Genomic DNA, 25192 nt, shown 5'->3' with positions numbered 1-25192 from the left:
ACTCCTTTCTTGAAGGGGTTTGTGTTTGCTAACATTCAATTTGGATGTGCCCCCGTCCTTTTCCTCCTACAACCAAAATCTACCTTCCCACTCGCTTAATCCCATCTACCCCTATCCCACACTTTTTATTATAGAGCCGCTTGAAATCTGCCCTTACTCCGTGGTATTCTATATGTAGAATAGTGTATACAAAATTCAGGGGGCGAGCCCGGTGGAATACCTGCTAACCTGGATCGAAGGGGAAGAGGTTGGATACCGTATCCTCCAGGAAGAGGAGCTGCCGGTATTACTAGAGGAAGAAGTAGAAAAACATTGTATAACTGTTCCTTTAGCGTAAAATAGGCCAGCTTAGGAGCTGGCTTTTTTCGTAGGTGATATCATGAAAGGACTACCCTATAATCTGAACGTTCCCTTAAAACTTGCCAGGGACAAGCTTAAAGCTGCCTCCCCAGCAAATATAGCCCAGAAGAAAAGGGTGGGCTGGGATAAGGAAAGTAGCCAGTTTTTTTGCCCCTTTCTAAGCCAAGTTTATCGGATCAGCTACCCTTCTGGAGAGATCCATGGTGAAAAAGAAGAAGAAATAGACCCGCATCTTAAGATTCTATTCCTCCATTATCTAACTAGCCCAGGATCTTCCCTACACGGCCAATGGATTACTTTTAAAGAACTGCCTGGAGGAATGCTTTATTCAACACCCTTTTATTACCGCGCCATTTTACCCTTAATCCGCACCTTTACCCCCCACCTGGATAGCCTAATTTTAGCAGGGAGTTCCCTGGGAGGGGAGAGGACTAAAATAGGCCACGCTAGCATTATCCTGTATCCCTTCCCTTTGGTCCCTGTATGCTTAAGTTTATGGGCAGGAGATGAAGAAGTGCCTTCGGGAGGCACTATTCTTTTTGATGCCTCTGTTCCTGAGCATTTATCCACTGAAGATTGCGCAGTGCTGGCCGAATACTTAGTTCGTCGGTTAAAATTGGCTTTAAGCTTAAAGGAATAACGAAGCAAGACACTTGGAGTTGGATACATGAGCCTTAAGGAAAAGCAAAAGCAAAAGTTTAGATAAGCTTTAAGGCCCTGGTAAGGCGAATGAAAGATAGGGGGGTAAGAAGAAGCCCCACGGTAATGCTTCGAGTGGTAAGTGTAAGTTTAGGGACTACCCGGCGCGACTTCCAGGAGGAATTAGAGCTTCCCTTAGGTAAGGTCGTTGTGGAGCGTGTGGGTTGCCATGGCAGTTTTACCCGGGCAGCACAAGTTTTAAGTTCCCTCGACGGCAAGGTAGCAGCCTTAGGGTTAGCAGGAGCTAATCTAGATTATTACATAGGAGACCACCGTATCCCCTGCCCGGCTGGAAGGCGCCTGGCTTCCCAGGTTTTAAAGACACCCCTAGTGGATGGCTCCGGTTGGAAACAAGCTGTAGAACCCTTAGCAGTAGAAGTGCTTCAAAACCAGGGTATAACTCTTGCTGGAAAAACAGCCTTGGTGGTATCTGTCCTGGACCGCTATTGGCTAGCCGAAGCCCTTTCCCGTGCAGGATGTAAAGTTTTAGCCGGGGATCCGCTCTTCGGCCTTAAATTGCCCCTCGTTTTGCCTTTATCTCTATTTGCCAGGATAGCCCGTTGGACCATGCCCGCGTTGTCTCATCTCCCTTTAAGTTTCCTTTACCCTTTAGGCCCTGCCCAGGAAAAAGCTGGCCGGACCTGGAATTCCTTCGCCCGCCATGTAGACATTATTGCAGGAAATTGGCATTTTATCCGCCGTTACCTTCTACCTTGTCTTTCTAAAGATAAGATCCTCATCACCAGCGGAACCAATGGGGAAGACCTCCGCTTTTTAAAGCAGCAAGGTATTAAGTGGGTAGTAAGTACCACGCCCCTTTGGAAAGTAGGCTGTCCGTCTGCCAACGCAGTGGAGGCAGCCCTGGTAGCTTTAGGCGCAGGAAAGGGGGATCTTAGTACCTATATGAGCTTGGCCCAGGAGCTAAAATGGCTCCCACGATTAATTGAGGGATATTGATAAGGAATTTTCTCCCTTTCTCGTCCATAAAATAACTTAGGACGGGAGGGGAAGAAAAAATGAAGGTTAAAATAGGGGAGGTATTCTTTGAACAGAAGTTCTTAGAGGATGAAGCAAACTTTCTAGCCTACTTGCGGCGGGTTAGATGCAACCCTTATGATCTAGAAGCCCATCTGGCTCTAGGTGTTATCCATGAGTACAGGGGACAACCAGCCCAAGCTATAGGCTACTATTGGTCTGCCTATCAGCTAGATCCCCATGATGAATATATACAACAACGTCTTAGGGAATTGCTAAGCCTCCTTTCCCAATCCCTTCCTGGCAAGCTCCTTTAGGCTGGGCAGGAAAATCTTGCTCCAGCCTTTTTATTATGGCAATATTTATTTAAGACAAGCAGGAAAGTAGAAACTTAATTAATATGGAAGGGGTTTTTTGTCCTTGTATATAACAGAATTAGGGGAATTCGGGCTTATTGAGCGGATACAGGAAGGCTGTTTAGTAGAGCCAAAAAGGGTGATCAAGGGTATAGGTGATGATGCTGCAGTCCTCCCTTACCATCCTGGGTATCTCCTCCTCGTCTCCACCGATATGCTCGTAGAAAATATACATTTTACCTGTGAAACCGCGACCCCTTGGGAAATAGGGTATAAGGCAGTGGCAGTGAATGTAAGCGATATCGCGGCCATGGCTGGAGTACCCGGAGAAATTGTGATATCTATAGGGCTTCCTCCTCAGGCGAAAGTAGAATTTGTAGATGAGCTTTACCAGGGGATAAAAGAATGCTGCCGCAGCTTTGGTATCAATATCATCGGAGGGGACACGGTGGCCTCCCCGAAAGCTATAGTTATCAATATCACCATCCTAGGTAAAGTAGAAACCGAAAAAGTTCTGTATCGTTCCACCGCCCGTCCAGGGGATCTCCTCCTGGTTACCGGTGATCTAGGAGGTTCAGCAGCCGGCCTTGACTTGCTCCTAGATCCGCGCCCCCTGAATGCTGAGCTGGCCAACCAACTAAAGAAGAGACACCTTAGGCCCCTACCTCGCGTTAAAGAGGCTAGAGTAGCCACAGAAATCCCAGGGTTAACGGCTGCCGACGATATAAGCGACGGCCTAGCCACCGAGATAAGGGAAGTGGCTAAGGCCTCCAATGTGGGAGCCCTCATATATGCCGAAAGAATACCCCTCTCTCCTGGTCTTAAGGAAGTAGCCGAAGTTTATGGAAAATCCCCTTTGGACTATGCCCTCTTCGGAGGTGAAGATTTTGAGCTCCTCTGGACCTGCCGACCCGAAGCTGCTGAAAGGATAAGCCAGGAAGTAAAAAGGGTCTGCGGTACCCCAGTTACTGTGATAGGGGAAATAGTCCCTCCTGAGGAAGGGCTAAAGCTTTTATATCAAGGACAAAAAATACCCTTGCCTGCAGGGGGTTATAACCATTTTAAACCCTAAAAATTAAAACCTACTTGGTGATACCTAATGTTAAATAACCCCTATGTGGTGGTGGATCTAGAAACCACCGGTCTTGATCCTTCACAGGACACTATCCTGGAAATGGCAGCCCTTCGTTTCGAGGAAGGCCGCCTGGTACAGCAATTCAGTACCCTAGTAAATCCAAGAAAACCTATCCCGCCCCATATCCAGCGCCTCACCGGTATTAAGGAGGATATGGTAAGTGAGGCTCCTTTTTTAGAAGAAGTTTTACCAAATTTTCTATCTTTGCTCCAAGGGGCTACTGTAATCGCCCATAACGCTCCTTTTGACATGGCCTTCCTCGCTAAAGCCTCAGGTTCTCTATGGGAGGGGCCTATCTTAGACACTTTAGAATTAAGCCGTATTCTATTCCCTTGGTTTCCTTCCCACAAACTCCACGTTTTAGCCCGCCACTTTAATATAGATCTAGCGGAACAACATCGTGCCTTATCGGATGCCAAAGCTACGGCTCAACTTTTAGAAATCCTCTGGAAGGAAACCTTAAAACTAAATCCCACCCTCCTTAAGCGTTTTAAGGAGCTCGTCCCCTCCCGGTTAACCTTATGGTTTGCTACAGCCCTTTCTGCACACCCACCCAGCTCCTTCGCTGAAGTAGCTGCTTCCGGGGAAATTAAGTTTCCGGAAAGGGAAGAAAAAGTTCCGGAAGAAGAGGGAGCATTTTCCCCGGAAGCTATAGTTGAGCTTTTAAAACCTGGAGGTGTACTGGCCCAAGCCTTACCCGGATATGAATATCGCCCCCAACAGGAACAAGTCTTAAGAGTTATATCCCAGGCCTTGGAAGAAAGCAAACACGCTCTAGTGGAAGCAGGTACAGGTACTGGCAAATCCCTGGCTTATCTTCTTCCCGCTATATTCTGGGCCTGTAAGAAGGGATGCCGGGTAGCCATTGCTACCCATACCATAAGCTTGCAGGAACAGCTTTGGTATAAAGATATACCCTTGTTGCAAAGGTCTTTGCCTTTCCCTTTTCGAGCCGCTTTACTCAAAGGGCGCTCTAATTATATCTGTAGACGAAGGCTGTTAGAATGGGAAGAGAGCCTACCTTCCCATGACACCCCGGAAAGAATTTTCACTCTGCGGATCTGGCGTTGGCTAGCTTTCACTTTGACTGGCGATTGGAGCGAATTTAAAACCTTACCTGAAGAGGAAGGATGGAAAAGCCTCCTTTCCTCCGATAACGAAACTTGCCTCGGTTCCCATTGCCCCTTCCACACTGCAGGCTGCTTTGTTACCGCCGCCCGGCGCCGGGCAGAAGAAGCTGATATCTTTATTATCAATCACTCCTTGCTTCTTAGCGACCTCCGGTGGGGGAATCAGGTACTGCCTCCTTTCTCTTACCTTATCGTCGATGAAGCCCATCATCTGGAGGATACAGCTACGGAGCATCTAGCCATCTCTTTAAGCCAGAGTACCCTCCATTATTTCTTTCATCGCTTACAAGCAAAGCCTCGCCTCCTGGGATATCTACCTAACCTCAGCTCCTTGGCCGAGAAATTGCCTCCTCCTAATCAAGCCTTTTTCCTTTCCCAGGTAGAAAAAAGCCTTCTAGCTTTAGCTAAAGCAGAAGAGGCTACGGATAGCTTTTTTGCAGCCCTTAAGTCTTTATGGGAAGCAAGCGAAAAAAATAACCGTCAAGATTTCGCTTTACGCCTGGCCGGTAAAGTCAAGGAACTGCCCGCCTGGGAACTTGTATTGGAGACTGCCGGTGTTCTAGAAGAAACTTGGGAAAGGTTAAGGGACGAGTTAGAGAAGCTGGTTCCTTTACTTGAGGATATGGGGGCCACCCTTCAGGCCCGGGAAGCCGAAAGGATGGCCGCCGCTCTCAAGTTTTATTTAAATAGTCTACAACAGATTTTGGATAGCGACGAGGATAAAGAAGTGGCCTGGATGGAAAGGGGCCCTAACGGGTGGTTTACTCTATATAGTGCACCTCTGGAAGTAGGGCCTTGGCTTATGGACATGCTTTTTCAAACTAAAGAATGTATAGTTTTTACTTCGGCCACCTTACAGGTAAATAAGAGTTTTTCTTTCTTCTGCCGTCGTACTGGCCTGGAGCTACTACCTGGGGAGCGGGTCATTACTTGTTCGGTAGAAGCACCCTTTGATTACTCTACCCAAGCTAAGCTTTTGATTGCCACTGACCTGCCTAATCCTAGCCATCTAAGTGATGAGGAATACGCTAAGGCCACAGCAAAAGCTATATTAGACATCTCCCGCGCCGCGGGAGGACGCACCTTAGTCCTTTGTAACTCTCATCGGTTCCTCCGCGCCATATACGAAAGTTTAAGCTCCCTTTCACCTACAGAAGTACTATTAGGGCAAGGTATAGACGGCCACCGTTTTCAATTAATAGAAGAATTCTGCCGTTACCCTCAAGCCATCCTGCTGGGAACCGGTACCTTTTGGGAAGGAATAGATCTGCCCGGTGACTTATTGCGTTGTCTTATAATTCCCCGGTTGCCCTTCCCTTCTCCTAACGTCCCGGTCCTAGCCGCACGCTTAGAAAGTTTAGCTGAGCAGGGTCAAGATCCCTTTATGAACTTAAGCTTGCCCTTAGCTATCATCCGTTTCCGGCAGGGCTTTGGTCGCCTAATCCGCCGTTCTACTGATAGGGGGGCAGTTGTAATTTTAGACTGCCGGCTAACCTCAAAGCGTTACGGTTCCTATTTTCTGGCCTCCTTACCAGAGGTAAATTTTACATCTAACCCTGTAAAGGATATACTCTCCCAGCTTAAGTTTTGGTTTTCTTTTTAATCACTTACCTTAGGAGGGATTAATAGTATATATAGCAAGGGAAATGGGGGCGCCCCGGGGAGCGAGGTGGAAAAATGCGGGTTTATTTTATCCCTTTACCTTTATTCTTAAAACGGCTCTTAAAAAAAATACTCCACCAATAATAGCATAAATCCCTACCTCCGCCCCTTAAGAATTAAATAGAAAGGGGCGGTGGTACATGCGGCCGGCCGTGCATATCCTTATAGGTATCTTGGTGGGTTGGCTTTTATCCCATTTATGGGGTTATGTAAAAGGGAATGACAGGGATTTCATAGTTTCTCCAGCTCTGCCGGCTTTATCCCCCATTACTTCTACTTCACCTTCGCCTTTTGATACCATATATTATTTCTATAAAGCTGTAGAGGAGGGAAATGAAGAAAAAGTAAGGGAGCTGGTGACTCCTGAACTATGGTCCCATCTTAAGGAAGAAGGTTTCTTACAGCAATGGCAGGCTAGAAAAAATATGGAGCCTGGCCTGCGCTTTGTCCTTTTCCTGGTTGCGGAACAAAACGTAGATGAAGAAGCCGGGCGAGCATGGGCCCGGGGACAAGCCGAATGGGATTCCCCGCGAAAGGGTATAATCTCTTCAGAAGAAACTATAAGGCTTCTACGGTTCGGAAATACATGGAAGATAGCTGCTATCGAAAGCGAATCCCCGGTATATACAGCTGATGAATTCTATAGGGCCATCCAGCGGGGGGATTGGAATCGCGTCCGTTCCCTGGTGGACCCGGATTACTGGAGGCGCCTCAGTTCTGCTGGTATCATTTCTGCTTTAAAAAAAGATCGCCAGGCGAGTTCAGCCGGCGTTTACTTGGTTTTCTATATTAACGATTATGGGCTCGTAGACAAGGATACAGCCTGGGTCCAGGGCGATGTAATATGGCATCCCTTGACCACAAAAAGCTTTGAAACACCCGCCACTTTAAGCCTCCGCAAGACGCGTAAAGGCTGGATTATCACCCATATCGCTGGCCACTGGGAAATTAGAAAATAGTCTTAGCGCCCGGTCACGCCAGCGATACCACCCATAGCACCGGCCAAAAGAGAGAGCCCCAATTTTTGAGCTAATGCTTTAACAGTTAAGGTGCCGCCTGTCCAGCTTAAGGCTACAAGGACTAAAATAAAAAGGAGAGCCACTCCTAAGCCTTGGAAAAGTCCCCGGGAACCAGCTAGGCGAGCAGCCTGTAAGGCGCCCCAGAAAATCGCCAAAGCAAGAACCACCATAGCCAGAAGGGGCAACCAAGCTTCGGATAGAGGAGTGGCGTAGAAGAGCACACCGAGAATGGCTGCTTGGATTAAAGCCGCCATTAAAGTATGGAGCAGCCCTAACAAAAGGGGACGGATCATGCCTCCTCCCTCCTTGAAAATTTATGGGAAGTTTTTTATTCTAACCTTATGCAACCGTTAAAGATAAAAGAACCAAGGAGATTAGGAGGTTTTTTATTGCCCATGTCGAATTTAAAGCGGGTAAGGTTAAGAGCATAAGCCTTAAAAAGGGGTGAAATCCGGTTGCGGGAGAGCACCTTCTCCTTCTGGCAGGATGCCGAGTTTAACGCCCTAATCGATAAACCTTTGACTGTAGAAGATGATGCTTATCACCCGCCCCGGGAGGGGGAAACCCTGGAGGAAAGCTGGCTTTTCGAAATTTTAACTCCTGACCACCTTTATTTCCGCGTTGCCTTTACCCTAAGCAATATGTCATCCAGCCCGCCAGCATACCATAAGCTTGCCTGGTGGGTAGGGGGTGAAAAAAACACCGAAAGTATAGAGGTGGGTCCCCAAGATTTTACTGCTTCTACCGAGCGATGCCAATTAAAGATTGGACCGAGCAGGGCCGAATATACGGGGAATAAGTATTCCCTTTATCTGGAAAGCACCAGAGTTACAGGAGAGCTAGAATTTTTCCCGCTTCTTGCTGGCTGGCAGCCAGGTATAGGCCGAGTGGCTTACGGTGATCAAGGTTTGCGCTATATCTACTGGCAGGTCCCCGTTCCCCGGGCTAGTGTCCAAGGCGAGGTAAGTCTAGAAGGGAAAAGGTATAAGATTGAAGGTATCGGTTACCACGACCACCGCCGGTGCAACTTCCCCCTTCCGGAAGCCCTGGAAGGTGCGCGCATAATTCGTTTCTATACCGACGAATACACCCTTTTAGCTGCCGATTTTTGGGGCAACCTACTATATAGCCGACGTCATATTCAAGCTCTCTATCTGGCTAAAGGTTCAGAAATGAAGCTTAGTACTTCTAAGGTAGAAAGCAATCTGGTCGATACACAAGGTTCTTCTTCCCTTGAACTCCGAACTGGTACAGACCCTATGGTAACTTTTAAACTTAATACCACCCACCTCCTAGGGGAAAAAGGTTCCTTCCGGGTAGAGCGCGGCTCAGGATTCCTTCGGCTAGCTACAACCCCGGAAGAAGAAAGTCAAGGATGGGGCGTACTAGAAACCTTCATTATAGGGTGAGGAAACATGGAAAACCAGCTAGAGGAAATCTATAAAAAGCTCCATGAACAAGATTATAAAATAACCCCCCAGCGCCAAGTGATACTTAAGGCTTTTTTAAACAACGCTAAAGAACATTTGAGCGCAGAAGAAGTGTACAACATTGTTAAGGGGCAGTACCCTGACATAGGCCTGGCCACTGTATATCGCACTTTAGACCTCCTAGTAGATTTAGATATACTCCAACGGATAAATTTTGGGGATGGCCGGGCAAGGTATGAGTTCAGCTCCCGCGCGGAACACCACCATCATCACCTTATTTGTCTTGCTTGCGGAAAAGTACTGGAGTTTGACCATGATTTATTAGAATCCCTAGAAAACTTTATTACGAAAAAGACGGATTTCCAGATCACAGATCACCAACTAAAATTCTTCGGTTATTGTCGAGAATGTAGGGAAAAAGGGCAGGAAAAGCCTTAAAGGCTTGTATTTTGACGGAAATTTCTTGGCATATGTGGTAGGAATTAACATATGAAGGAGAGAAAAATTAGAGGCAGGAATAGGAAACCGGATAAAGGAGAGATGAAGCATGCCTGTTCCTGCCTCGCGGTATTCTTTAGACAAACCTTGGGCGGTTAGCCAAGATAAACATCTTAAGGAAAGGGCTAAAGAATACTTGCAAAGGGAACTTTATTTAGAGGCAGCCGCCTGCTATCAAGAGTATTTAAAGCTTAAGCCCCGGGATGCTGCTGCCTGGCATGATCTCGGTTATTGTTACCTTAAGCTTGGATATAATAAGGAAGCCTTGAGTGCTTACCGGCAGGCTTTACGGCTTTGTCCCCGGGACCCGGCTGTGGCTTTCAATGCAGGTGTAGCGGCCCAGCGGTTAAATCAGTGGTCGGAAGCTTATACCTACTTTGCCCGCGCCCTCCGTTATGGTGAAAACGATGCCTGCCTTTGGAATAATCTGGGGGTATGCCTATTCCATTTAGGAAAGCGGGAAGAAGCTATACAATGCTACCGCCAGGCTTTAACCTTAGAACCCCAAGAAGTGGAATTCTGGCTTAACCTAGGACAAACCCTAGCTGTTACCAATAGCTGGTTAGAAGCTGTATCCTGTTATGAACAGGCCTTGCGCCTTCGTCCCCAGGATCCCTTCTGTTTGCAGGGAGTAGCTCAGTTCCTTATGAAGCTAGGTAAGGAAGCCTTAGCCCTAGTTTACTGGGAGAAGGCTATTAGTCTTGCTCCCCATGATGAGGAAGCTTCCCTAGCCTACGCCCATTCTTTAGCCCGGCTAGGACGTTACGAGGAGGCTCTCCTATTCCTGGAAAAATTCCTCGAGCGCTTCCCCCAAAGTAGCCGGGCTTGGGAGATAAAAGGAGATATTTATGCTAAATTAAACCTAGAGGAGGTAGCCGTTTACTGTTATAATAAAGCTCTGGGGTTACCTCAAACTCTAAGTATAAAATCACCATGAGGTGTAATTTACTTTGCTTTTCTTATTAACCAACGATGATGGTATTGCTGCTGAAGGATTACGAGTTCTCGGCCGTAAGCTAGCTTCCCGGGGACAGGTGTTCATTGTCGCTCCGGAAAGAGAAAGAAGCGCCATAGGTCATGGTATTACTATGCATAAACCTTTACGTGTTACTGAAGTGGAACTCGCCCCTGATCTTAAAGGGTTTGCTGTTAACGGGACGCCAGCAGATTGTGTTAAACTGGCCTTGGAAGCTCTTCTACCTCAGCCTCCTGATGTAGTAGTCTCTGGGATTAATCGGGGAGAAAATTTAGGAACCGATGTCCTGTACTCGGGGACTGTTTCTGGAGCTATAGAAGGGTGTATTAATGGTATTCCTTCCCTCGCCGTCTCCCTAGCAGGTGAAAAGGAATCTGATTATAGTTTCGCGGCCGCTTTTACTGCTTCCCTCTGCCAATATATAGCCCAGCGGGGGCTACCCCCGGGGACCTTTTTAAACGTGAACATTCCTAATTTACCCCCCGAAGACATAAGTGGTATCGCCCTAACCCGTCTAGGCCAGAGGCGCTACATTAATACTATCGAAAGGCGCATCGATCCCCGGGGAAAGGCCTACTTCTGGTTAGCTGGTGAAGTAAAGGATCTAGATGCAGATCCGGATACGGACATAGGGGCTCTCCTCCGTAAGTTTATCTCCATCACCCCTTTGCACCTGGACTTAACTGATCACCGCTTCCTTGAGCAACTGCGGGGCGAGTTCCCTTTGCTCCAAGGTCTAAATCCTTTTCCAAAACACCAGGAGGCGGGAGGGGAGGGCCCGAGTCAAGAGGAGGGTGACCATATAGATCATACCTCCCATAAGGAGTAGCCCGGTTAGTTCCCTCCATCCTATACCCCAGGTTATCTTTTGTAACAGTTTAATGCTTAAGCCCATCATGAGGGCAGCCAGGCAGGGTCGTCCGAATAGCTCGAGAAGATTAAAACGTAGATTGATCAAGCGGTTGATGGCCTTCAAATTTAAAGAAGTACTTAGTAAAGCTCCTAAATTCACTCCCCAAGCTGCCCCCTTTATACCCCATAAGGGGGTTAAAAAGTATATCACCAGTAGGTCCACAGCACCATCCACCAGGGTGGTATAAAGGGCAGTTTTCATGGCCCCTAAACCCTGTAAAATACCGCTAGTAGTTTGTTGCAAGTATAAGAAAAGGCAGCCCCAGGCTAAAACCTTAAGAGGGACGCCGGCTTCCGGCGTCCTAAATATTATGTCAGATATTTCCGTGGCCAGAAAAAGAAAGGAAATAGCAAAGGGTAGCCCGCTTAAGACTGTGATCCGCAGGGCTTGGAAGGAACGCCTTTGGAGGAGGCTGTAGTTCTCTAAAGCTTGGGCCTCTGCCATACCTGGTACCATGGCCATGGCCACAGCTACTGTAATGGTCATAGGGAGGTAAACCAGGGTTAAGGCTATCCCCGAGTACTGGCCGTACAAAGCTGTGGCTTCCCGTAGGCTGGCCCCCCAAGCCTGAAGCCTATGAGGTATTAAAAGGGCTTCCAAGGTAAGAGTAAAGCCAGTAGCAGCCCGGGCTAAGGTGGCCGGAATGGCCAAGCGGGCAAGGGTTAAAAAATCCTTTAAAAAAAGAGGGTGTGCCTCTCCCGCTAGATAGTAAGGGCTAGCCTGGCGGAAAATCAAAAGGCTTATTATTAACCCTACCCCTTCGCCCAAAACCATACCCCAAGCTAGGCCTGCCGCAGCCCATTCTATACCCCTTGGTAAAAAATAAAGGGCCAAACTTAAACCGCTGGTTACCCTGATTACCTGCTCTACCACCTGGGCCAGGGCCAAGGGGCCCATTAGTTTTAATCCTTGAAAATACCCCCGGAAGGCGGAACAAGTACACACCAGAGGCAAAGCTACCAGCATAACCATAAAGGCAGGGTATACGCGGCTATCAGCAAAGAGACGGCCTAAGAAGGGAGCTCCGAAGTAGAGGATAACGGTGAAGACTAGACCGCTTATTATGAGGAAAATCAAGGATAGATGAAAGATATTACGTACTAGCCCCCATTCTCCCCGGGCTGCACGCTCGGCAACAAGTTTAGCCAAGGCCACTGGAAGGCCGGCAGTAGCCACGACTAGAACAAAAGTATAAAAAGGAAAGACCATCTCGTAAAGCCCCATGCTTTCCGGTCCGATAAGGCGTATAATCAGAATACGGTAGACAAAGCTTAAAATTTTATTTAAAAAATTGGCCAGGGTGAGGATAGCCGCCCCCTGCCAAAGGCTCGTCCCTAGCATTAGCCCTTCACCTCTATTTCCCATCCTTATGCTCACCTCCTAAAGTTTATCCCAGCAAAAAATCTTGTTTGCGAAAAAGGATTTTTTTTAAATGAAAGCCAATTATATTCTTTAGAAGGTTATTCTCAAAGGAACTGCGGGGAGGTCTTAACTTAATGAAAGTTTATCCTACAGAAAGCCTTCGCAACGTAGCCCTCGTAGCTCACGGGGGGGCAGGAAAGACCAGCCTGACGGAAGCGATGCTTTTCCAGGCTGGAGCCACAAAACGCCTAGGCCGGGTAGAGGAAGGCAACACAGTAACCGATTTCCATCCTGAAGAAATCAAGAGGAAGGTAAGTATCAATACTTCCTTAGCCTTCTGCGAATGGGCAGGTCACAAGATAAATCTGTTAGATACGCCCGGCTATGCCGACTTTTTTGGGGATGTAGTGGCTGCCCTACGCGTAGCTGATGGTTTAGTTGTGGTCATAAGCGCTGTAGCAGGAGTAGAAGTGCAAACCGAGATCATATGGGAACAAGCCGACAAATTTAGCTTGCCTCGCTTAGCCTTTATTAATAAAATGGACCGTGAAAACGCTAACTTCCAGCGGGCTTTAGAGTCCATGAAAAAGCTTTTAAGCGGTAATATAGTACCCGTAGAGCTTCCTATAGGAGCCGCCGAAACCTTTAGCGGGATAATAGACCTGCTGGAATTTAAAGCATATTCCTATCAGAACGGCCAGCGTAAGGAGATACCCATACCAGAAGAGTATAGGGCAGAAGCCGAAAGCTTCCGGGAGCTTCTTGTGGAAGCAGCTGCTGAAGGCGATGATGAACTCCTTATGAAATACTTAGAAGGGGGGAAACTTGCGCCAGAAGAAATACGTCAAGGCTTAAAGCAAGCGGTAGCTACCAGCAAAGTTATCCCTGTCCTTTGTGGTTCAGCCTTAAAGAATATGGGCGTGGAAGAGCTTCTCCATTATCTTGTAGACTTTCTACCTTCACCAGCAGACAGGATAGGCAAGCCCGGTGTAGAACTAGAAAAGGAACCCTTGGCCACGCTTATCTTTAAAACTTTAGCCGATCCCTATGTGGGTAAGATCAGTCTTTTTAAGGTGTACTCCGGGAATTTAAGACCTGATATAACCGTGTATAACGCCAATAAAGAAACAGAAGAAAAAATAAGTGGGCTGTTTACCCTCCAGGGAAAAACTCAAATACCAGTAACTGAGCTTAAACCCGGGGATATAGGAGCGGTAACCAAGCTTACCGTATCCGGTACCGGGGACACCCTGACTACCAAGACTAACCCTAAGCAATTACCGGGTATAAACTTCCCTGAGCCCACTTTGCCCGTGGCCATAAGACCTAAAAGCAAGGGCGATGAAGATAAACTCAGCAACGCCCTGGCCCGCCTATTAGAAGAAGATCCTACTCTACGCCTTAGTAAGAATACCGAAACCCGGGAGACCATTTTGACCGGTATGGGGGAACTGCACCTGGATATTACCCTGGAACGCCTCCATTCTAAGTTCGGGGTAGAGGTAGAGATGTCCACCCCGAAGGTACCCTACCGGGAAACCATACGGGCTTCGGTCACCAGGGTCGAGGGCAAGTACAAAAAACAGACCGGCGGGCGCGGCCAGTATGGGCATGTGTTTATCGATATGTCTCCCCTCCCGGATAAGGAATTCGAGTTTACAGAAACCATCTTCGGTGGAGCGGTCCCCAGGCAATACATTCCAGCAGTTGAAAAGGGTATCCGTGAGGCCATGCAGGAGGGTATCTTGGCGGGGTATCCGGTAACCAATATTAAAGTGAACCTGGCCGATGGATCCTACCATACGGTGGATTCCTCCGAGTTGGCCTTCAAAATCGCCGCGGGCATGGCCTTCCGGAAGGCCATGGAACAGGCTAAGCCTGTGCTCCTGGAACCCATCATGAATGTAGAGATCACCGTCCCCGAACAGTTTATGGGCGATATCATAGGCGATCTCAACGGGAGAAGAGGCCGGATCTTGGGTATGGAAGCTGAAGGCAAAAACCAGATAATCCGGGCCCAGGTGCCCTTAGCTGAAATGTACCGTTACGCTATCGATCTTAAATCCTTAACCCAAGGCCGCGGCCACTTCCGCATGGAATTCGCTCAGTACGAGGAAGTACCGGCTAACCTGGCCGAAAAAATCATCCAGGAGGCTAGACAAGCTAAGCAAGAATGAGTTTACACTTTATTCTTGGCCGGGCAGGTAGTGGAAAAACACGGTATTGCCTACAAGAGATACGTAAGGAATTGTTGGCCGCTCCCCAAGGGCCTGCCATAATCTTACTCGTTCCCGAACAGGCCACTTTTCAAATGGAAAAGGCCCTGGTGAACTTACCAGGCTTGCAGGGCTCTATACGCTGCCAAGTTTTAAGTTTTCAGCGCCTAGCCTGGCGGGTAAGCCAAGAAGTTGGGGGAGCGGCCCGGCCTTCCTTAAGTGACCTAGCTAAGCATATGCTCTTGCGCCGCCTGCTTAAACGCCGGGCAAAGCATCTAAAGATCCTGCACCTGGGAGCCTGGCACCAGCCCGGCTTTATACACGAACTTGCTTCCACCCTCAAAGAGTTTAAATATTACTGCCTTAGCCCCTCTAAACTCCGGGAGGCAGCCGCCTCCCTTGATTTAAAAGGCACTCATGAACTCCTGGCGGTTAAACTACATGATCTTGCCCTTATTTGGGAAGATATGGAGAAAACTTTAGAAGGGAATACCCATTTTGCGGAAGATTACTTGGAAATATTAGCCTCTAATCTCCTTAAAGCCCCCAGCCTTAAGGAAGCTGAAATTTGGCTAGATGGCTTTAGCAGTTTTACTCCCCAAGAATATAAAGTATTAGAAGGATTACTTAAAGCCGCCCGGCGGGTACATATAACCCTTTGTATGAACGCTCAAGATTTGGAAGCTTCCTTGTCGGAAGGAGATCCCTTCTATCCCCCCAAGGAAACCTTTAAAAAGCTTCAAAACCTAGCGGTCCGCTTAAATGTGCCTGTAGAACCGATGACTGTTTTAGATCAAGGAATACCCCCGCGGTTTGCGGAAGTTCCTATTCTTGCCTGGGTAGAAAAGAATTTTTTTACTCCTTTTGCTTCCCCTTGGCCCCAAGAAGTAGTCAATTTAAAAATCTTTAGTTCTTCGAATCGCCGAGCAGAAGTAGAAACGGTAGCCCGGGAGATCCTTTATCTTTCCCGGACGAAAGGCTACCGCTGGCGGGATATAGCCATAATGGTTCGTAACTTAGAACTATACCAGAGCCTCTTGGTTAACGTGTTAAGGGATTATGAAATTCCTTTTTTTCTAGATGTTAAACGCCCTATAACCCATCATCCCCTCGTAAAACTGATATGTACCGCCTTGGAAACTGTAAGCCAAAACTGGGCCTATGAGCCCCTCTTTCGGCTATTGAAGACCGATCTTCTACCCCTTTCCCGGGAAGAAGTAGATGTCCTTGAAAATTATGTACTTGCTTGCGGCATACAGGGTTCCCGATGGTTAGATAGCCAGCCCTGGACCTATCAGCCACGCTGGGCCTTGGAGAACGAAAAGGAGACCCTGGAGATCAATCTCTTAAAAAACAAAGTCGTAGCTCTACTAGGGGATTTCCATAGGGCGTTACGCCAAGCCCAATCCGTGCAGGAGATTACTTTAGCCCTCTACGAACTTCTCCTTAAGCTTAAGGTACCGGAAAAGCTTGAGGAATGGCGCCTTAAAGCTATGGAAAATGGCCAGTGGGAAGAAGCTCAAGAACATGCCCAGATCTGGGAAACGATAATAGAAATCCTTGAGCAATTAGTGGACATTTTGGGAGAGGAAAGGATAGACCTCCAAGAATACCAGCAAATTATAATGGCTGCTCTGGAAGGAGAGCTCCTGGGCCTTATACCCCAAGGGCTAGACCAAGTATTGGTAATATCCCTTGACCGCTCGCGGCTGCCTGAAGTGCGGGCTGCCTTCCTTCTGGGAGTGAACGAAGGTATTTTCCCTGCCAGGCCTTTAGCCTTAGGCTTTCTAAAGGATGAGGAAAGGGAATACCTTTTGGAGAAAGGATGGGAAGTGGGGCCTAGTAGCCGCAGGCGTTTACTGGAGGAGCAACACTTAGTTTATCTTGCCCTTACCCGTTCACGTGAGTTTTTAGGGATAAGTTACGCCCTGGCTGATGAAGAAGGCAACGCTTTAAGACCTTCACCTATAATTGCCCGCTTAAAGGCTTTACTGCCGCAGTTAAAAGAGATTCCCTCTATCCCCGAGCCTATTACCCATCCCAGGCCGTTATTATCTCAACTTGCTATAAACTTAAGCAAACTTAAATCAGGTGCTGACCTAGAACCTGTATGGCTAGAGGTATACAACTGGGCAAGATCGCATCCCCTATATAAGGAAATCCTGGCCAAGATCATTAGGGGACTCTTTTATTCTAACCAGGAACCCCCTTTACCAAAGGATATAGCCTATGCCTTATATGGGGACCCCCTTAAGACTACTGTATCCCGTTTGGAGGAGTTTAAAAAATGTCCTTTCTCCCATTTCTTAAAGTATGGCTTAAAGCTTAAAGAACGCCAGCGCTACCAACTTCTACCTCCAGATCTAGGGGAATTTTTTCACACCGCCCTTAAAGAATTAGCCGTTGCCCTAAGGAAGCAACACAAAGACTGGAAAGATTTGGAGCTTGCCTCCTGCCAAAAGCTCTGCCAGGATGTAGTAGAAAAACTGCTACCTAAGTTTCAAAACGAAATATTCTTTAGCACCGCGCGCTACCGCTATTTAACCCATAAACTTATAGGGATAATCCAAAGGACCGCAGCGGTCTTGGTGGAGCAGGCCAAGTGGACTTCCTTCCGCACAGTCGGTAGTGAAGTAACCTTCGGTTCTGGAGAGACCTTACCCGGTCTTCGACTGGTCTTACCCCAGGGAGAGCTTTTAGAAATCTACGGGCGCATAGACCGCCTAGATGCAGTCCAGGAAGGAGATAATTTCTGGATACGGATTATAGATTATAAGTCCAGACCTGTTAATTTTAAGCTAGTCGATTTTTACTGGGGGCTAGAACTCCAGCTTCTGACCTATCTGGAGGTAGTATTAACCTATGGCCATCTCTTGCTGGGCGGTCCTTGCCTACCGGCAGCGGTTTTATATTTCCCAGTAATTAATCCCCTCATTAAACTCGATGAACCACCAACAACATGGGAAGGGAAGGAAGAAGTGGTGGCAGAATTAGAAGAAGAGCTTATAAAAAAGTTTAAAATGAAAGGGTTACTAGTGGCAGACCTTAAGGCCCTAAAACTTATGGATCACCATCTTCCAGGTCCTTCCCCTTTTTTGCCTGTTGCCTTTAATAAAGATGGCTCTTTCAATTCCCGTTCCCCGGTCCTTTCTTTAGAACAATTTACCTTGCTGCGCCAATACTTACGGAAACTTTTAGGGGAGATTGCCCAAGAAATTTTAGAAGGTAATATAGAGCTCTCCCCTTACCGCAAGGGAAGCTATATACCATGTAAGTACTGCCCTTATCAGCCCGTTTGTGGCTTTGACCCTTTGTTACCAGGGAATAGGTATCGCTTTTTACCCGAGCTAAAGATTCCAGAACTCTGGGAGGCCATCTCTTATCACCTTGAAAGTGATAAGGCCTTAAAAAGGTGAGATTGTATGAACAGCCGCTGGACTAAAGAACAACTAGAAGCGATCCATATAAAGGGCTGTAATCTTCTCATATCCGCTGCAGCAGGAACTGGAAAAACCTCTGTACTGATACAACGAATAATTAATCGCCTGTTAAACCCTGGAGAGAAAGTAGATATTGACCGGCTTCTAGTAGTCACCTTTACCCAGGCGGCCGCATCGGAAATGCGTGAGCGGCTCGCTCAGGCCCTAAGCCAAGCTTTAACTCAAAATCCTTCCTCTAGGCACTTGCGCCGCCAGCTATTTTTATTAGAAAAGGCTAACATCACCACCCTTCACTCTTTTTGTCTTGATCTTCTACGCCAGTATTTTTATCTTCTCCCGTTACCCCCTTCCTTCCGGGTAATGGGGGAGGCAGAAGCTTCCTTGTTCCGGCAGGAGATATTAGAACGGGTGCTGGAAAAAGAGTATGCACAAGTAGGAGAAGGAGCTGATATCTTCGCAGAGCTAGTAGATGACTTTGGAGGGGAAAAGGACGATTCCCTCCTCCAAGACTTAATCCTTAGGCTGTATATCTTCTCCCGTACCCATCCCTGGCCAGATCATTGGCTGGAGGAACTCTTGTCCAGTTTCACTGTAAACGAGCAAACCCAAAAGCTTGATGAACTCCCCTGGGTGCGTTCCTTAAAAGAAACCCTTGCCCAGGAGATAAAGGATCTAATCAGGATGGCCGAAGAAGCCTTGAATCTCGCATGTACCTCCCCAGGCTTAAGTTCCTACATAGAAACCTTAGAACAAGATTTAAACGAGTTAAACAGGTTGCTCCGCGCAAGCCAATGTTCCTGGGAGGAGTTTTGCCTTACAGGCCAAAAAATCTGCTTTCCCCAGCTAAGGCATTCTCCTAAAAAGGGCTCTAAAGAAAGCAAAGAAACGATCCTTTGGCTCCGCCAGGAATACCGAGAAAAATTTAAGCGCTGGCAGAAAAGCTACTTTAATCATAATACGTCCTTTACCTTAAGAGCTCTCCACCAGCTTAAGCCCTTGGTAGAAACACTAGTACACTTAGTACGAACCTTTGGAAAAGCTTATCAAGAAGCCAAGGAAACTCAAGGTCTGGTTGATTTCCAAGACCTGGAACATTATACCTTAAATCTTCTCTTAGCTCCTTCATCTACCCCCAAAAACCTCATACCTTCTACCCTGGCTTGGGAGCTTAAGGAAAACTTCGTGGAAGTATTGGTAGACGAATATCAAGATATTAATCCTTTACAAGAGATCATCTTACAGTTAGTTTCCCGCCAGGGTAGCGGCCACGGAAATCTTGTACTCATAGGTGATATTAAGCAAAGCATCTATCGCTTCCGGTGGGCAGAACCGGCCCTATTCGGGGAGAAGCTTTTGACCTACTCTACTGATCCTGGTTCTCCTAACCATAAGGTAAACCTAACCACCAACTTCCGGAGCAGGCCAGAGATCCTTCACGCTATTAACTTTCTTTTCCGCCAGATTATGACACAACCCTTAGGAGAGATCGAGTATGACGCTTCAGCCGAATTAAGGCCTGGGGCAAGCTACCCCCAAAGCCGAGGCTGCCTGGCTGGACCAGTAGAGTTACACCTTATAAAAGGCGAAAGTTCTCAAGAAGCGGAAGAAGAAATCGACCATCTCCAAGGTGAGGCCAGACTTATTGCGCAGCGCATAAAGGAGCTTATAAAAGATTCTTGGGTGTGGGACGAAAAAACTTGCACCTTCCGGCCTTTAAGTTACCGGGATATAGCCCTTCTTTTGCGCTCCCCCCAAGGGAAAAGCAATATTTTTCTTGAGGAACTAATGCTGGCGGGCATTCCAGTTCATACTGACACAGGGGAAGGGTATTTTTCTACCCCAGAGGTAGCCACCATACTTTCCCTCCTAAAACTAATAGATAACCCCCTTCAAGATATCCCTTTAGCTTCTGTCCTGCGCTCCCCTATAGTGGGCTTAAATGCTAAGGATCTAGCCCGTATCCGGCTCTTAAAGCCAAATGGCGACTTTGTCAGCGCAGTACTTACCATGATACATTCTGGACAGGATGAACTGGCCCGGCGCTTAACCGAGTTTTGGCATAAACTAGAACACTGGCGCACCCTGGCTAGACGTGGAAGACTTGCGGACCTTCTCTGGAGGGTCTTTCGCGAGACGGGCTATTACGACTTCGTAGGTGCGTTACCCGGGGGTGAAGAGCGGCAAGCCAACCTTCAAGCCTTGATAATTAGGGCCGAGCAATATGAAAAAACTTCCTGGCGAGGCCTTGGAGGGTTTCTACGCTTTGTAGAGCGTTTACAAGAAAAAGGGGAAGATATGGTTGAGGCTCAGCCTTTAAGTGAAAAAGAAAACGTGGTACGTCTAATGAGCATCCATAAAAGTAAAGGTTTGGAATTCCCGGTGGTTATAGTAGCGGGACTGGGGAGCCAATTTAATTTTAAAGACTTGTATCGAAATATCCTTATCCATAAGGACTTAGGAGTAGGTATCGAGATCGTTGAACCGGAAAAACGCCTAGTTTATCCTACTTTAATGTATTTAGCTACGCGCAACCGGCTACATAGAGAAGCCCTGGCCGAAGAGCTCCGGATACTTTATGTAGCCCTTACCCGCGCCAAAGAAAAGCTTATCCTGGTGGGTTCTGTACGCGGGTGGGAAGGAAAGATCCGTACCTGGTGCCGCTGGGCTACTTTTAGTGATATCCGGTTCCCCGGCACCATGCTTCTCGAAGCTAAGAACTATCTTGACTGGATAGTACCTGCCGTGGCCCGCCACCGAGACGGGGAACCTTTAAGGAAAGAAGCAGGAGGAATAAGTTTAGCCTCTTCTCCCTTGGCGAAAGATCCTTCTTCCTGGCAAATATCGATATGGTGTCCCCAGGATCTTACCAGATCTCTAGAACAAGAAACATATTCTAATTCCAACTCCATTCTCCTTACCTCCTTACAGAACCTTACGCCTATCCCTACGTCTTCATCCTGTAAGGAGGAGGTTGCCGGGGCGTTAAGTTGGGTATATCCCTACTATAAAGCCTGTAGCCTACCTTCTAAGGTGACAGTGAGCGACCTAAAAAAATTGCCTGAAGAACCCTTTCCGCGTCCTTTTGTAAAACGTAAGCCTCGATTTATCTCTCAAAGCAAAGACCTTTCTCCTTTAGAAGTAGGTAGCGCCTTCCACCTTGTAATGCAGCACCTGGATTTGCGGGGTGACCTTACCCCTTTAGGATTATCTAAACAGATACAAGCCATGGTAGAACGTGAAATCCTAACCCCTGAGCAGGCTGCCTCTGTCTCCTTAGAAAGTATAGCTAAATTCTTCCAAAGCCAGCTGGGTAAGCGCGTCTTGGCCGCCAAAATAATTGAGCGCGAGGTCCCCTTTACCTTGGGGTTGCCAGCTAATAAGCTTTACCCAGAACTGGGGGAAGAAGGTTTTAAAGAAAAAGTTGTGCTTCAAGGGATAATAGACTGCCTGGCTTATGAAGACGAGGGGTGGCTTCTTATCGATTATAAGGCAGAAAGGCTAGAAGGTGCTCCCATTGAAATAGCAGTAACCAAATATAAAAAGCAGCTTGAGTTCTATGCGTTAGCAGTGGAAGCAATTTATGGCCAGAAGGTCAAAGATAAATACCTTTACTTCTTTGAGGGAGGAATCGCTGTACGTTGCCCATAAAAAGCATAATAAAGCATAATCTATAGAGGAAAAATAACTTGTCGAGCTAGTAAATTTGTGTCAAACTATTCTACAAGGGAAAGATTAGGGAAAGGGGCTTTCGTAATTGCTTCCGCGAGAAAACAGTGGCTCCCTCGACTTCGACCGTAGGGCTGAAATCATTATCAAGATCTCGGAATTCGAAATACCACCAGTCCAAGATGTGCTCCTGGTAGGAAAAAAGGCTCCTGTAGGACCGGAAGCTGTAAGGCGCATGGTGGATGCTGTATCTCCGGAGCAATATGAAGTAGTAGAGGTAGAGGACGACATCTTCGAAGCCATAGTAATAAAAAAGTCTCTCCTAAAGCTTATCCCTAAGGAAAAACTCCTCCCCCTGATTATGGAGGAAGGTAGCCGTATAGCCGATGAACAGATGGTAATGAAGGCCCAGGTAAAAATCTCTATTCATGTCCGGAGGGCGGTGACCTTTTAGTGCTATCCATAAGGCACCTCCTCAGCGAAAAGCTCTACACTATCCCTTCTTCGGCCAGTGTCCGTTTGGCTGCTGCCATTATGGAGCAACATCATATTGGTTGCCTTCCTGTAGTAGATGAAGGTAAACTGGTCGGGATCATCACTTCCCGGGATATCCGGCGCTCCCACCCCAATAGGCTTGTGGCCGATGCTATGACTAAAAAAGTAATCACTATCCGGCCATCTGCCTCCCTGTGGGAGGCTTATAATCTTCTTCTGCAGCATCAAATCGAGCGACTAGTAGTGACTGATGGAAAAACTGTTCTAGGGGTCATCACTAAAGCCCAAGTGATGGGAGAAGTCGGAAAATATGTAGATCCTCTTACTACTCTATACAAAGCAGAAATATTTTACCAAAAGGCAGTGGAACTTTTAGAAGGCGGCTATGAGATAGCCATAATCTTCTTAGACATTGACAACTTCGGCCTAATAAATAAAGAATACGGCCATGTCTACGGTGACATTATACTCCGCCGTACAGCAGAAATTTTAAACACTGTAATCGATATTAAGCAAGATACACTATGCCGTTACGCGGGGGATGAGTTTGCTATCGTTACGACCCGCTCCTTGGCCAAAGCCAAAGAATTAGCGGAAACAATAATAAGCGCAGTAGCCCAGGAAAAATGGCCCTGCCCGGTGACCATTACTCTTTCAGCTGGAATTTCAGGAGGCCGGCGTTCCGGCCTACGTAACCTTACCGAAAATCCGGGATATATTATCAAGCATCTGGTCAACATGGCCAGCCTGGCCTCAGCTAAAGCCAAAAAACTTAACACGCCGATTTTTGTGGCTGACACCATTGAACTTAGGGCAACACCCTTTAATTGTTGTGAACGAATATTGGGGTAAAGGATAATAGTGTATGGAAATCGGCGAGTTTGGGCTGAGCTTTGTACTAGGTTTCCTAGTAGGAGGATTGTTCGCTCTTATTACTAGCCTTAAGAGGCTAGAAAAGGAACGGGTAGCACGGGTGCAGGCGGAAACTTTACTTGCCCAGACGCAAAAATTAGAAGAAAGGTTTACTGCTTACTTTAAATCCCTAGCCGCTGAAGCCTTAAAGAACAATAGTGAATCTTTTATAACCCTAGCTAAGCAAATCCTCGATAAAGAGATCCTTGCCGCCCAAGGGGAGCTTTCCCATCGCCAACAAGCCATAGAGGCTCTGCTCACCCCCTTACGGGAAACCTTGGAACGCTATCAAAAAGGACTTCAAGAATTAGAGAACGCCCGTCAACAGGCTTATGGGAACTTAAGCCGGCAGCTCGAAGAGCTGGGGAAAGCTCAAGAAGCGTTGCAAAAGGAAACCCAGCGGCTAGTAAGCGCTCTCCGCACTCCCAAGGTGCGGGGCCGCTGGGGAGAAATAACCTTGCAGCGCGTAATAGAGCTGGCCGGGTTATCTCCTTACTGCGATTTTGCTGTCCAGACCACATCAAATGATTCCCGGCTTAGGCCCGATCTGATAATTTATCTACCAAATAACCGCGTAATAATAGTCGATGCTAAGACTCCCCTCGATGCGTACTTAGAGGCTATAGAAGCCGAAGAGGAAAGTAGCCGGAAGGAGGCCTTAGCTCGCTACGCTCAAGCAGTAAAATCTTCTATCTCCCAGTTAAGCTCTAAAGAATATCAAAGCCAGTTCAATAGTCTAGATTTTGTAATTCTATTTTTACCGGGAGAATCGTATTTTGCGGCTGCGGTAGAACAGGTACCAGGGCTTATTGAAGAAGCCCTACAAAAACGTGTGTTAATGGCCACACCTATAACCCTGGTAGCCCTTCTTAAGGCTGTGGCTTTAGGATGGCAACAACGCCAGGCTACAGAAAACGCGGAGAAGGTGATCCAGACTGGCCAGGAGCTCTTCGAGCGCGCCTCTGCCTTTGCTGAACATTTGGAAGAAATCCACCGCGGCCTTAAGCTGGCAGTAAATGCATATAATGCGGCAGTAGGTTCCTGGCAGAGTAGACTACTCCCCAGCGCCCGTCGGTTAAAGGAATTGGGCCTAGCCCGTCTCCAGCGGGAGATAAAGGAATTAACCGAAGTAGATACCGTTCCCCGCGACCTGCCTAAAATGTATTAAACCAGAGGGACCGCTTGGGTCCGATGTATTTCTCTGATAGCCAACTCAAAGCTTTTTGGACAGAAGATACGTTTTCCGCTAAAACGCTTAAGACATCGCGCAAGCCCAATTCCGAGGCATACGGATGTTCACTGGCTAGGGTATAGTAATACCGGCCTACTTCCAGGTAATTTTCTAGGCTCCGCGGTATCTTCTTTGACCAGGGCACTGGCCGCCCGGCCTCTTTTATATATTCTGGAAACATGCCTGCTATAAATAAAGCCAGGTCACCTACGCGCCGGTTCAACTCAAAGCGGTATCTTTCGTCCACTATTCCCGCAAGAAAAATAAGATCGTCTAAGTCTATACTGCTTAAGGCCCGGCGATATAACTTAGGGCCTAGGCGATAAATTAAAGTAAAAGTTTGCGTACGGGTAAAAGAACTTAAAAGCTCAGCAAGATAGGAGAGGATAGAATCATCATCCAAAATTTTCTTTACCTTTGGGGCATCAAAAACTGGAAGCCGCATGTGGCCATGGCCTTCATACATATAAGTTATATTTTTTAAGTCGCGGCGTACCTGACGGAGGAGAATATTAAAAAGAAAGTAAGGGGAAATAAAAATCAGCTCCTCTTGTTTTTCCCAAAGCTTGCGGAACAGTTTAGGATCTTCTAGCATGATTTCAATAAAGTCTTCTTTATCCCGGATTATTTCTTTAACTTTTTCATGGTCGTTCCTTTTATCAACCACCGCGCGTACCAAAAAATCAAGGTCTTGCGGCTCCATTAAGGCCTTCCCCC

The 25192-nt window shown here is 47.3% G+C and carries 20 protein-coding genes; 17 read left to right on the top strand and 3 right to left on the bottom strand.

Going from position 1 to position 25192, the window contains the following annotated elements; genetic code table 11:
* The first annotated feature begins 211 nt into the window (after window positions 1–211).
* The 7 genes from B9A14_RS18005 (at window position 212) to B9A14_RS10180 (ending at window position 7276) form a co-directional block, all read left to right on the top strand.
* Entirely contained in the window at window positions 212–337 is a 126-nt protein-coding gene (locus B9A14_RS18005; RefSeq protein WP_269456737.1) for a hypothetical protein, read from the top strand.
* A gap of 42 nt (window positions 338–379) precedes the next feature.
* The gene (locus B9A14_RS10205) at window positions 380–1000 is read left to right on the top strand and encodes a DUF3786 domain-containing protein (protein ID WP_084665598.1); all 621 of its coding nucleotides are present in this window, start codon (window positions 380–382) and stop codon (window positions 998–1000) included.
* An 89-nt stretch (window positions 1001–1089) separates the two neighbouring features.
* On the top strand, window positions 1090–2016 hold the full coding sequence (locus B9A14_RS10200) for a quinate 5-dehydrogenase (RefSeq protein WP_172839133.1): 927 nt from the start codon (window positions 1090–1092) through the stop codon (window positions 2014–2016).
* A 59-nt stretch (window positions 2017–2075) separates the two neighbouring features.
* Complete coding sequence (locus tag B9A14_RS10195) at window positions 2076–2351, top strand: hypothetical protein (RefSeq protein WP_084665596.1); 276 nt, start codon at window positions 2076–2078, stop codon at window positions 2349–2351.
* A 103-nt stretch (window positions 2352–2454) separates the two neighbouring features.
* A complete protein-coding gene (gene thiL, locus B9A14_RS10190) occupies window positions 2455–3462 on the top strand; it encodes a thiamine-phosphate kinase (protein ID WP_084665595.1) in 1008 nt (335 codons plus the stop codon).
* A gap of 27 nt (window positions 3463–3489) precedes the next feature.
* Complete coding sequence (locus tag B9A14_RS10185) at window positions 3490–6258, top strand: helicase C-terminal domain-containing protein (protein ID WP_084665594.1); 2769 nt, start codon at window positions 3490–3492, stop codon at window positions 6256–6258.
* Window positions 6259–6457: 199 nt separating this feature from the next.
* Entirely contained in the window at window positions 6458–7276 is an 819-nt protein-coding gene (locus B9A14_RS10180) for a hypothetical protein (RefSeq protein ID WP_084665593.1), read from the top strand.
* A gap of 2 nt (window positions 7277–7278) precedes the next feature.
* Here B9A14_RS10180 and B9A14_RS10175 read toward each other — a convergent pair whose 3' ends face one another.
* Window positions 7279–7629 carry a TIGR04086 family membrane protein gene (locus B9A14_RS10175; RefSeq protein WP_084665592.1) on the bottom strand — a complete coding sequence of 117 codons (351 nt, stop codon included), beginning with the start codon at window positions 7627–7629 and terminating at the stop codon, window positions 7279–7281.
* A gap of 162 nt (window positions 7630–7791) precedes the next feature.
* On the opposite strand from B9A14_RS10175, the gene B9A14_RS10170 reads away from it, so the two are divergent.
* From B9A14_RS10170 to surE, 4 genes are all read left to right on the top strand, one after another.
* Window positions 7792–8745 carry a hypothetical protein gene (locus B9A14_RS10170; protein WP_084665591.1) on the top strand — a complete coding sequence of 318 codons (954 nt, stop codon included), beginning with the start codon at window positions 7792–7794 and terminating at the stop codon, window positions 8743–8745.
* 6 nt (window positions 8746–8751) lie between these two features.
* Window positions 8752–9204 carry a Fur family transcriptional regulator gene (locus tag B9A14_RS10165; RefSeq protein WP_084665590.1) on the top strand — a complete coding sequence of 151 codons (453 nt, stop codon included), beginning with the start codon at window positions 8752–8754 and terminating at the stop codon, window positions 9202–9204.
* A 109-nt stretch (window positions 9205–9313) separates the two neighbouring features.
* Complete coding sequence (locus B9A14_RS10160; RefSeq protein WP_084665589.1) at window positions 9314–10201, top strand: tetratricopeptide repeat protein; 888 nt, start codon at window positions 9314–9316, stop codon at window positions 10199–10201.
* A 13-nt stretch (window positions 10202–10214) separates the two neighbouring features.
* A complete protein-coding gene (gene surE, locus B9A14_RS10155) occupies window positions 10215–11069 on the top strand; it encodes a 5'/3'-nucleotidase SurE (RefSeq protein WP_084665588.1) in 855 nt (284 codons plus the stop codon).
* Here the strand turns inward: surE and B9A14_RS10150 are convergent.
* On the bottom strand, window positions 10977–12518 hold the full coding sequence (locus B9A14_RS10150) for a putative polysaccharide biosynthesis protein (protein ID WP_084665587.1): 1542 nt from the start codon (window positions 12516–12518) through the stop codon (window positions 10977–10979). The genes surE and B9A14_RS10150 overlap by 93 nt on opposite strands.
* Before the next feature lie 131 nt (window positions 12519–12649).
* On the opposite strand from B9A14_RS10150, the gene fusA reads away from it, so the two are divergent.
* The 6 genes from fusA (at window position 12650) to B9A14_RS10120 (ending at window position 24412) form a co-directional block, all read left to right on the top strand.
* The gene (gene fusA, locus B9A14_RS10145) at window positions 12650–14692 is read left to right on the top strand and encodes an elongation factor G (protein WP_084665586.1); all 2043 of its coding nucleotides are present in this window, start codon (window positions 12650–12652) and stop codon (window positions 14690–14692) included.
* The gene (addB, locus tag B9A14_RS10140; RefSeq protein WP_084665585.1) at window positions 14689–18147 is read left to right on the top strand and encodes a helicase-exonuclease AddAB subunit AddB; all 3459 of its coding nucleotides are present in this window, start codon (window positions 14689–14691) and stop codon (window positions 18145–18147) included. The genes fusA and addB overlap by 4 nt, the downstream gene beginning before the upstream one ends.
* Before the next feature lie 6 nt (window positions 18148–18153).
* Window positions 18154–21819, top strand: a complete 3666-nt coding sequence (gene addA / locus B9A14_RS10135; RefSeq protein WP_084665584.1) for a helicase-exonuclease AddAB subunit AddA — start codon at window positions 18154–18156, stop codon at window positions 21817–21819.
* A gap of 106 nt (window positions 21820–21925) precedes the next feature.
* Entirely contained in the window at window positions 21926–22291 is a 366-nt protein-coding gene (locus B9A14_RS10130) for a hypothetical protein (protein ID WP_084665583.1), read from the top strand.
* Entirely contained in the window at window positions 22291–23184 is an 894-nt protein-coding gene (locus tag B9A14_RS10125; protein WP_084665582.1) for a CBS domain-containing protein, read from the top strand. The genes B9A14_RS10130 and B9A14_RS10125 overlap by 1 nt, the downstream gene beginning before the upstream one ends.
* Window positions 23185–23197: 13 nt before the next feature.
* Window positions 23198–24412, top strand: a complete 1215-nt coding sequence (locus B9A14_RS10120) for a DNA recombination protein RmuC (RefSeq protein ID WP_084665581.1) — start codon at window positions 23198–23200, stop codon at window positions 24410–24412.
* Here B9A14_RS10120 and B9A14_RS10115 read toward each other — a convergent pair.
* On the bottom strand, window positions 24399–25178 hold the full coding sequence (locus tag B9A14_RS10115; RefSeq protein ID WP_084665580.1) for a hypothetical protein: 780 nt from the start codon (window positions 25176–25178) through the stop codon (window positions 24399–24401). The two genes, B9A14_RS10120 and B9A14_RS10115, sit on opposite strands and share 14 nt — an antisense overlap.
* Window positions 25179–25192: the final 14 nt, after the last annotated feature.

This window comes from Thermanaeromonas toyohensis ToBE (genome assembly GCF_900176005.1).
In the GTDB taxonomy this organism is placed as follows: Bacteria; Bacillota; DSM-521; order Neomoorellales; family Neomoorellaceae; genus Thermanaeromonas; species Thermanaeromonas toyohensis.
Note: the sequence above shows the minus strand (reverse complement) of the source record. Positions and strands in the feature narration are given on the sequence as shown.

What these genes read in the sequence shown, in the direction of transcription:
- B9A14_RS10120 (WP_084665581.1), top strand. Translation starts at nt 23,198, where the DNA reads ATGGAAATCGGCGAGTTTGGGCTGAGCTTTGTACTAGGTTTCCTAGTA.
- fusA (WP_084665586.1), top strand. Translation starts at nt 12,650, where the DNA reads ATGAAAGTTTATCCTACAGAAAGCCTTCGCAACGTAGCCCTCGTAGCT.
- B9A14_RS10165 (WP_084665590.1), top strand. Translation starts at nt 8,752, where the DNA reads ATGGAAAACCAGCTAGAGGAAATCTATAAAAAGCTCCATGAACAAGAT.
- B9A14_RS10175 (WP_084665592.1), bottom strand. Translation starts at nt 7,629, where the DNA reads ATGATCCGTCCCCTTTTGTTAGGGCTGCTCCATACTTTAATGGCGGCT.
- B9A14_RS10185 (WP_084665594.1), top strand. Translation starts at nt 3,490, where the DNA reads ATGTTAAATAACCCCTATGTGGTGGTGGATCTAGAAACCACCGGTCTT.
- B9A14_RS10115 (WP_084665580.1), bottom strand. Translation starts at nt 25,178, where the DNA reads ATGGAGCCGCAAGACCTTGATTTTTTGGTACGCGCGGTGGTTGATAAA.
- B9A14_RS10150 (WP_084665587.1), bottom strand. Translation starts at nt 12,518, where the DNA reads ATGGGAAATAGAGGTGAAGGGCTAATGCTAGGGACGAGCCTTTGGCAG.
- B9A14_RS10180 (WP_084665593.1), top strand. Translation starts at nt 6,458, where the DNA reads ATGCGGCCGGCCGTGCATATCCTTATAGGTATCTTGGTGGGTTGGCTT.
- addB (WP_084665585.1), top strand. Translation starts at nt 14,689, where the DNA reads ATGAGTTTACACTTTATTCTTGGCCGGGCAGGTAGTGGAAAAACACGG.
- B9A14_RS10195 (WP_084665596.1), top strand. Translation starts at nt 2,076, where the DNA reads ATGAAGGTTAAAATAGGGGAGGTATTCTTTGAACAGAAGTTCTTAGAG.
- B9A14_RS10205 (WP_084665598.1), top strand. Translation starts at nt 380, where the DNA reads ATGAAAGGACTACCCTATAATCTGAACGTTCCCTTAAAACTTGCCAGG.
- addA (WP_084665584.1), top strand. Translation starts at nt 18,154, where the DNA reads ATGAACAGCCGCTGGACTAAAGAACAACTAGAAGCGATCCATATAAAG.
- B9A14_RS10200 (WP_172839133.1), top strand. Translation starts at nt 1,090, where the DNA reads ATGAAAGATAGGGGGGTAAGAAGAAGCCCCACGGTAATGCTTCGAGTG.
- B9A14_RS10160 (WP_084665589.1), top strand. Translation starts at nt 9,314, where the DNA reads ATGCCTGTTCCTGCCTCGCGGTATTCTTTAGACAAACCTTGGGCGGTT.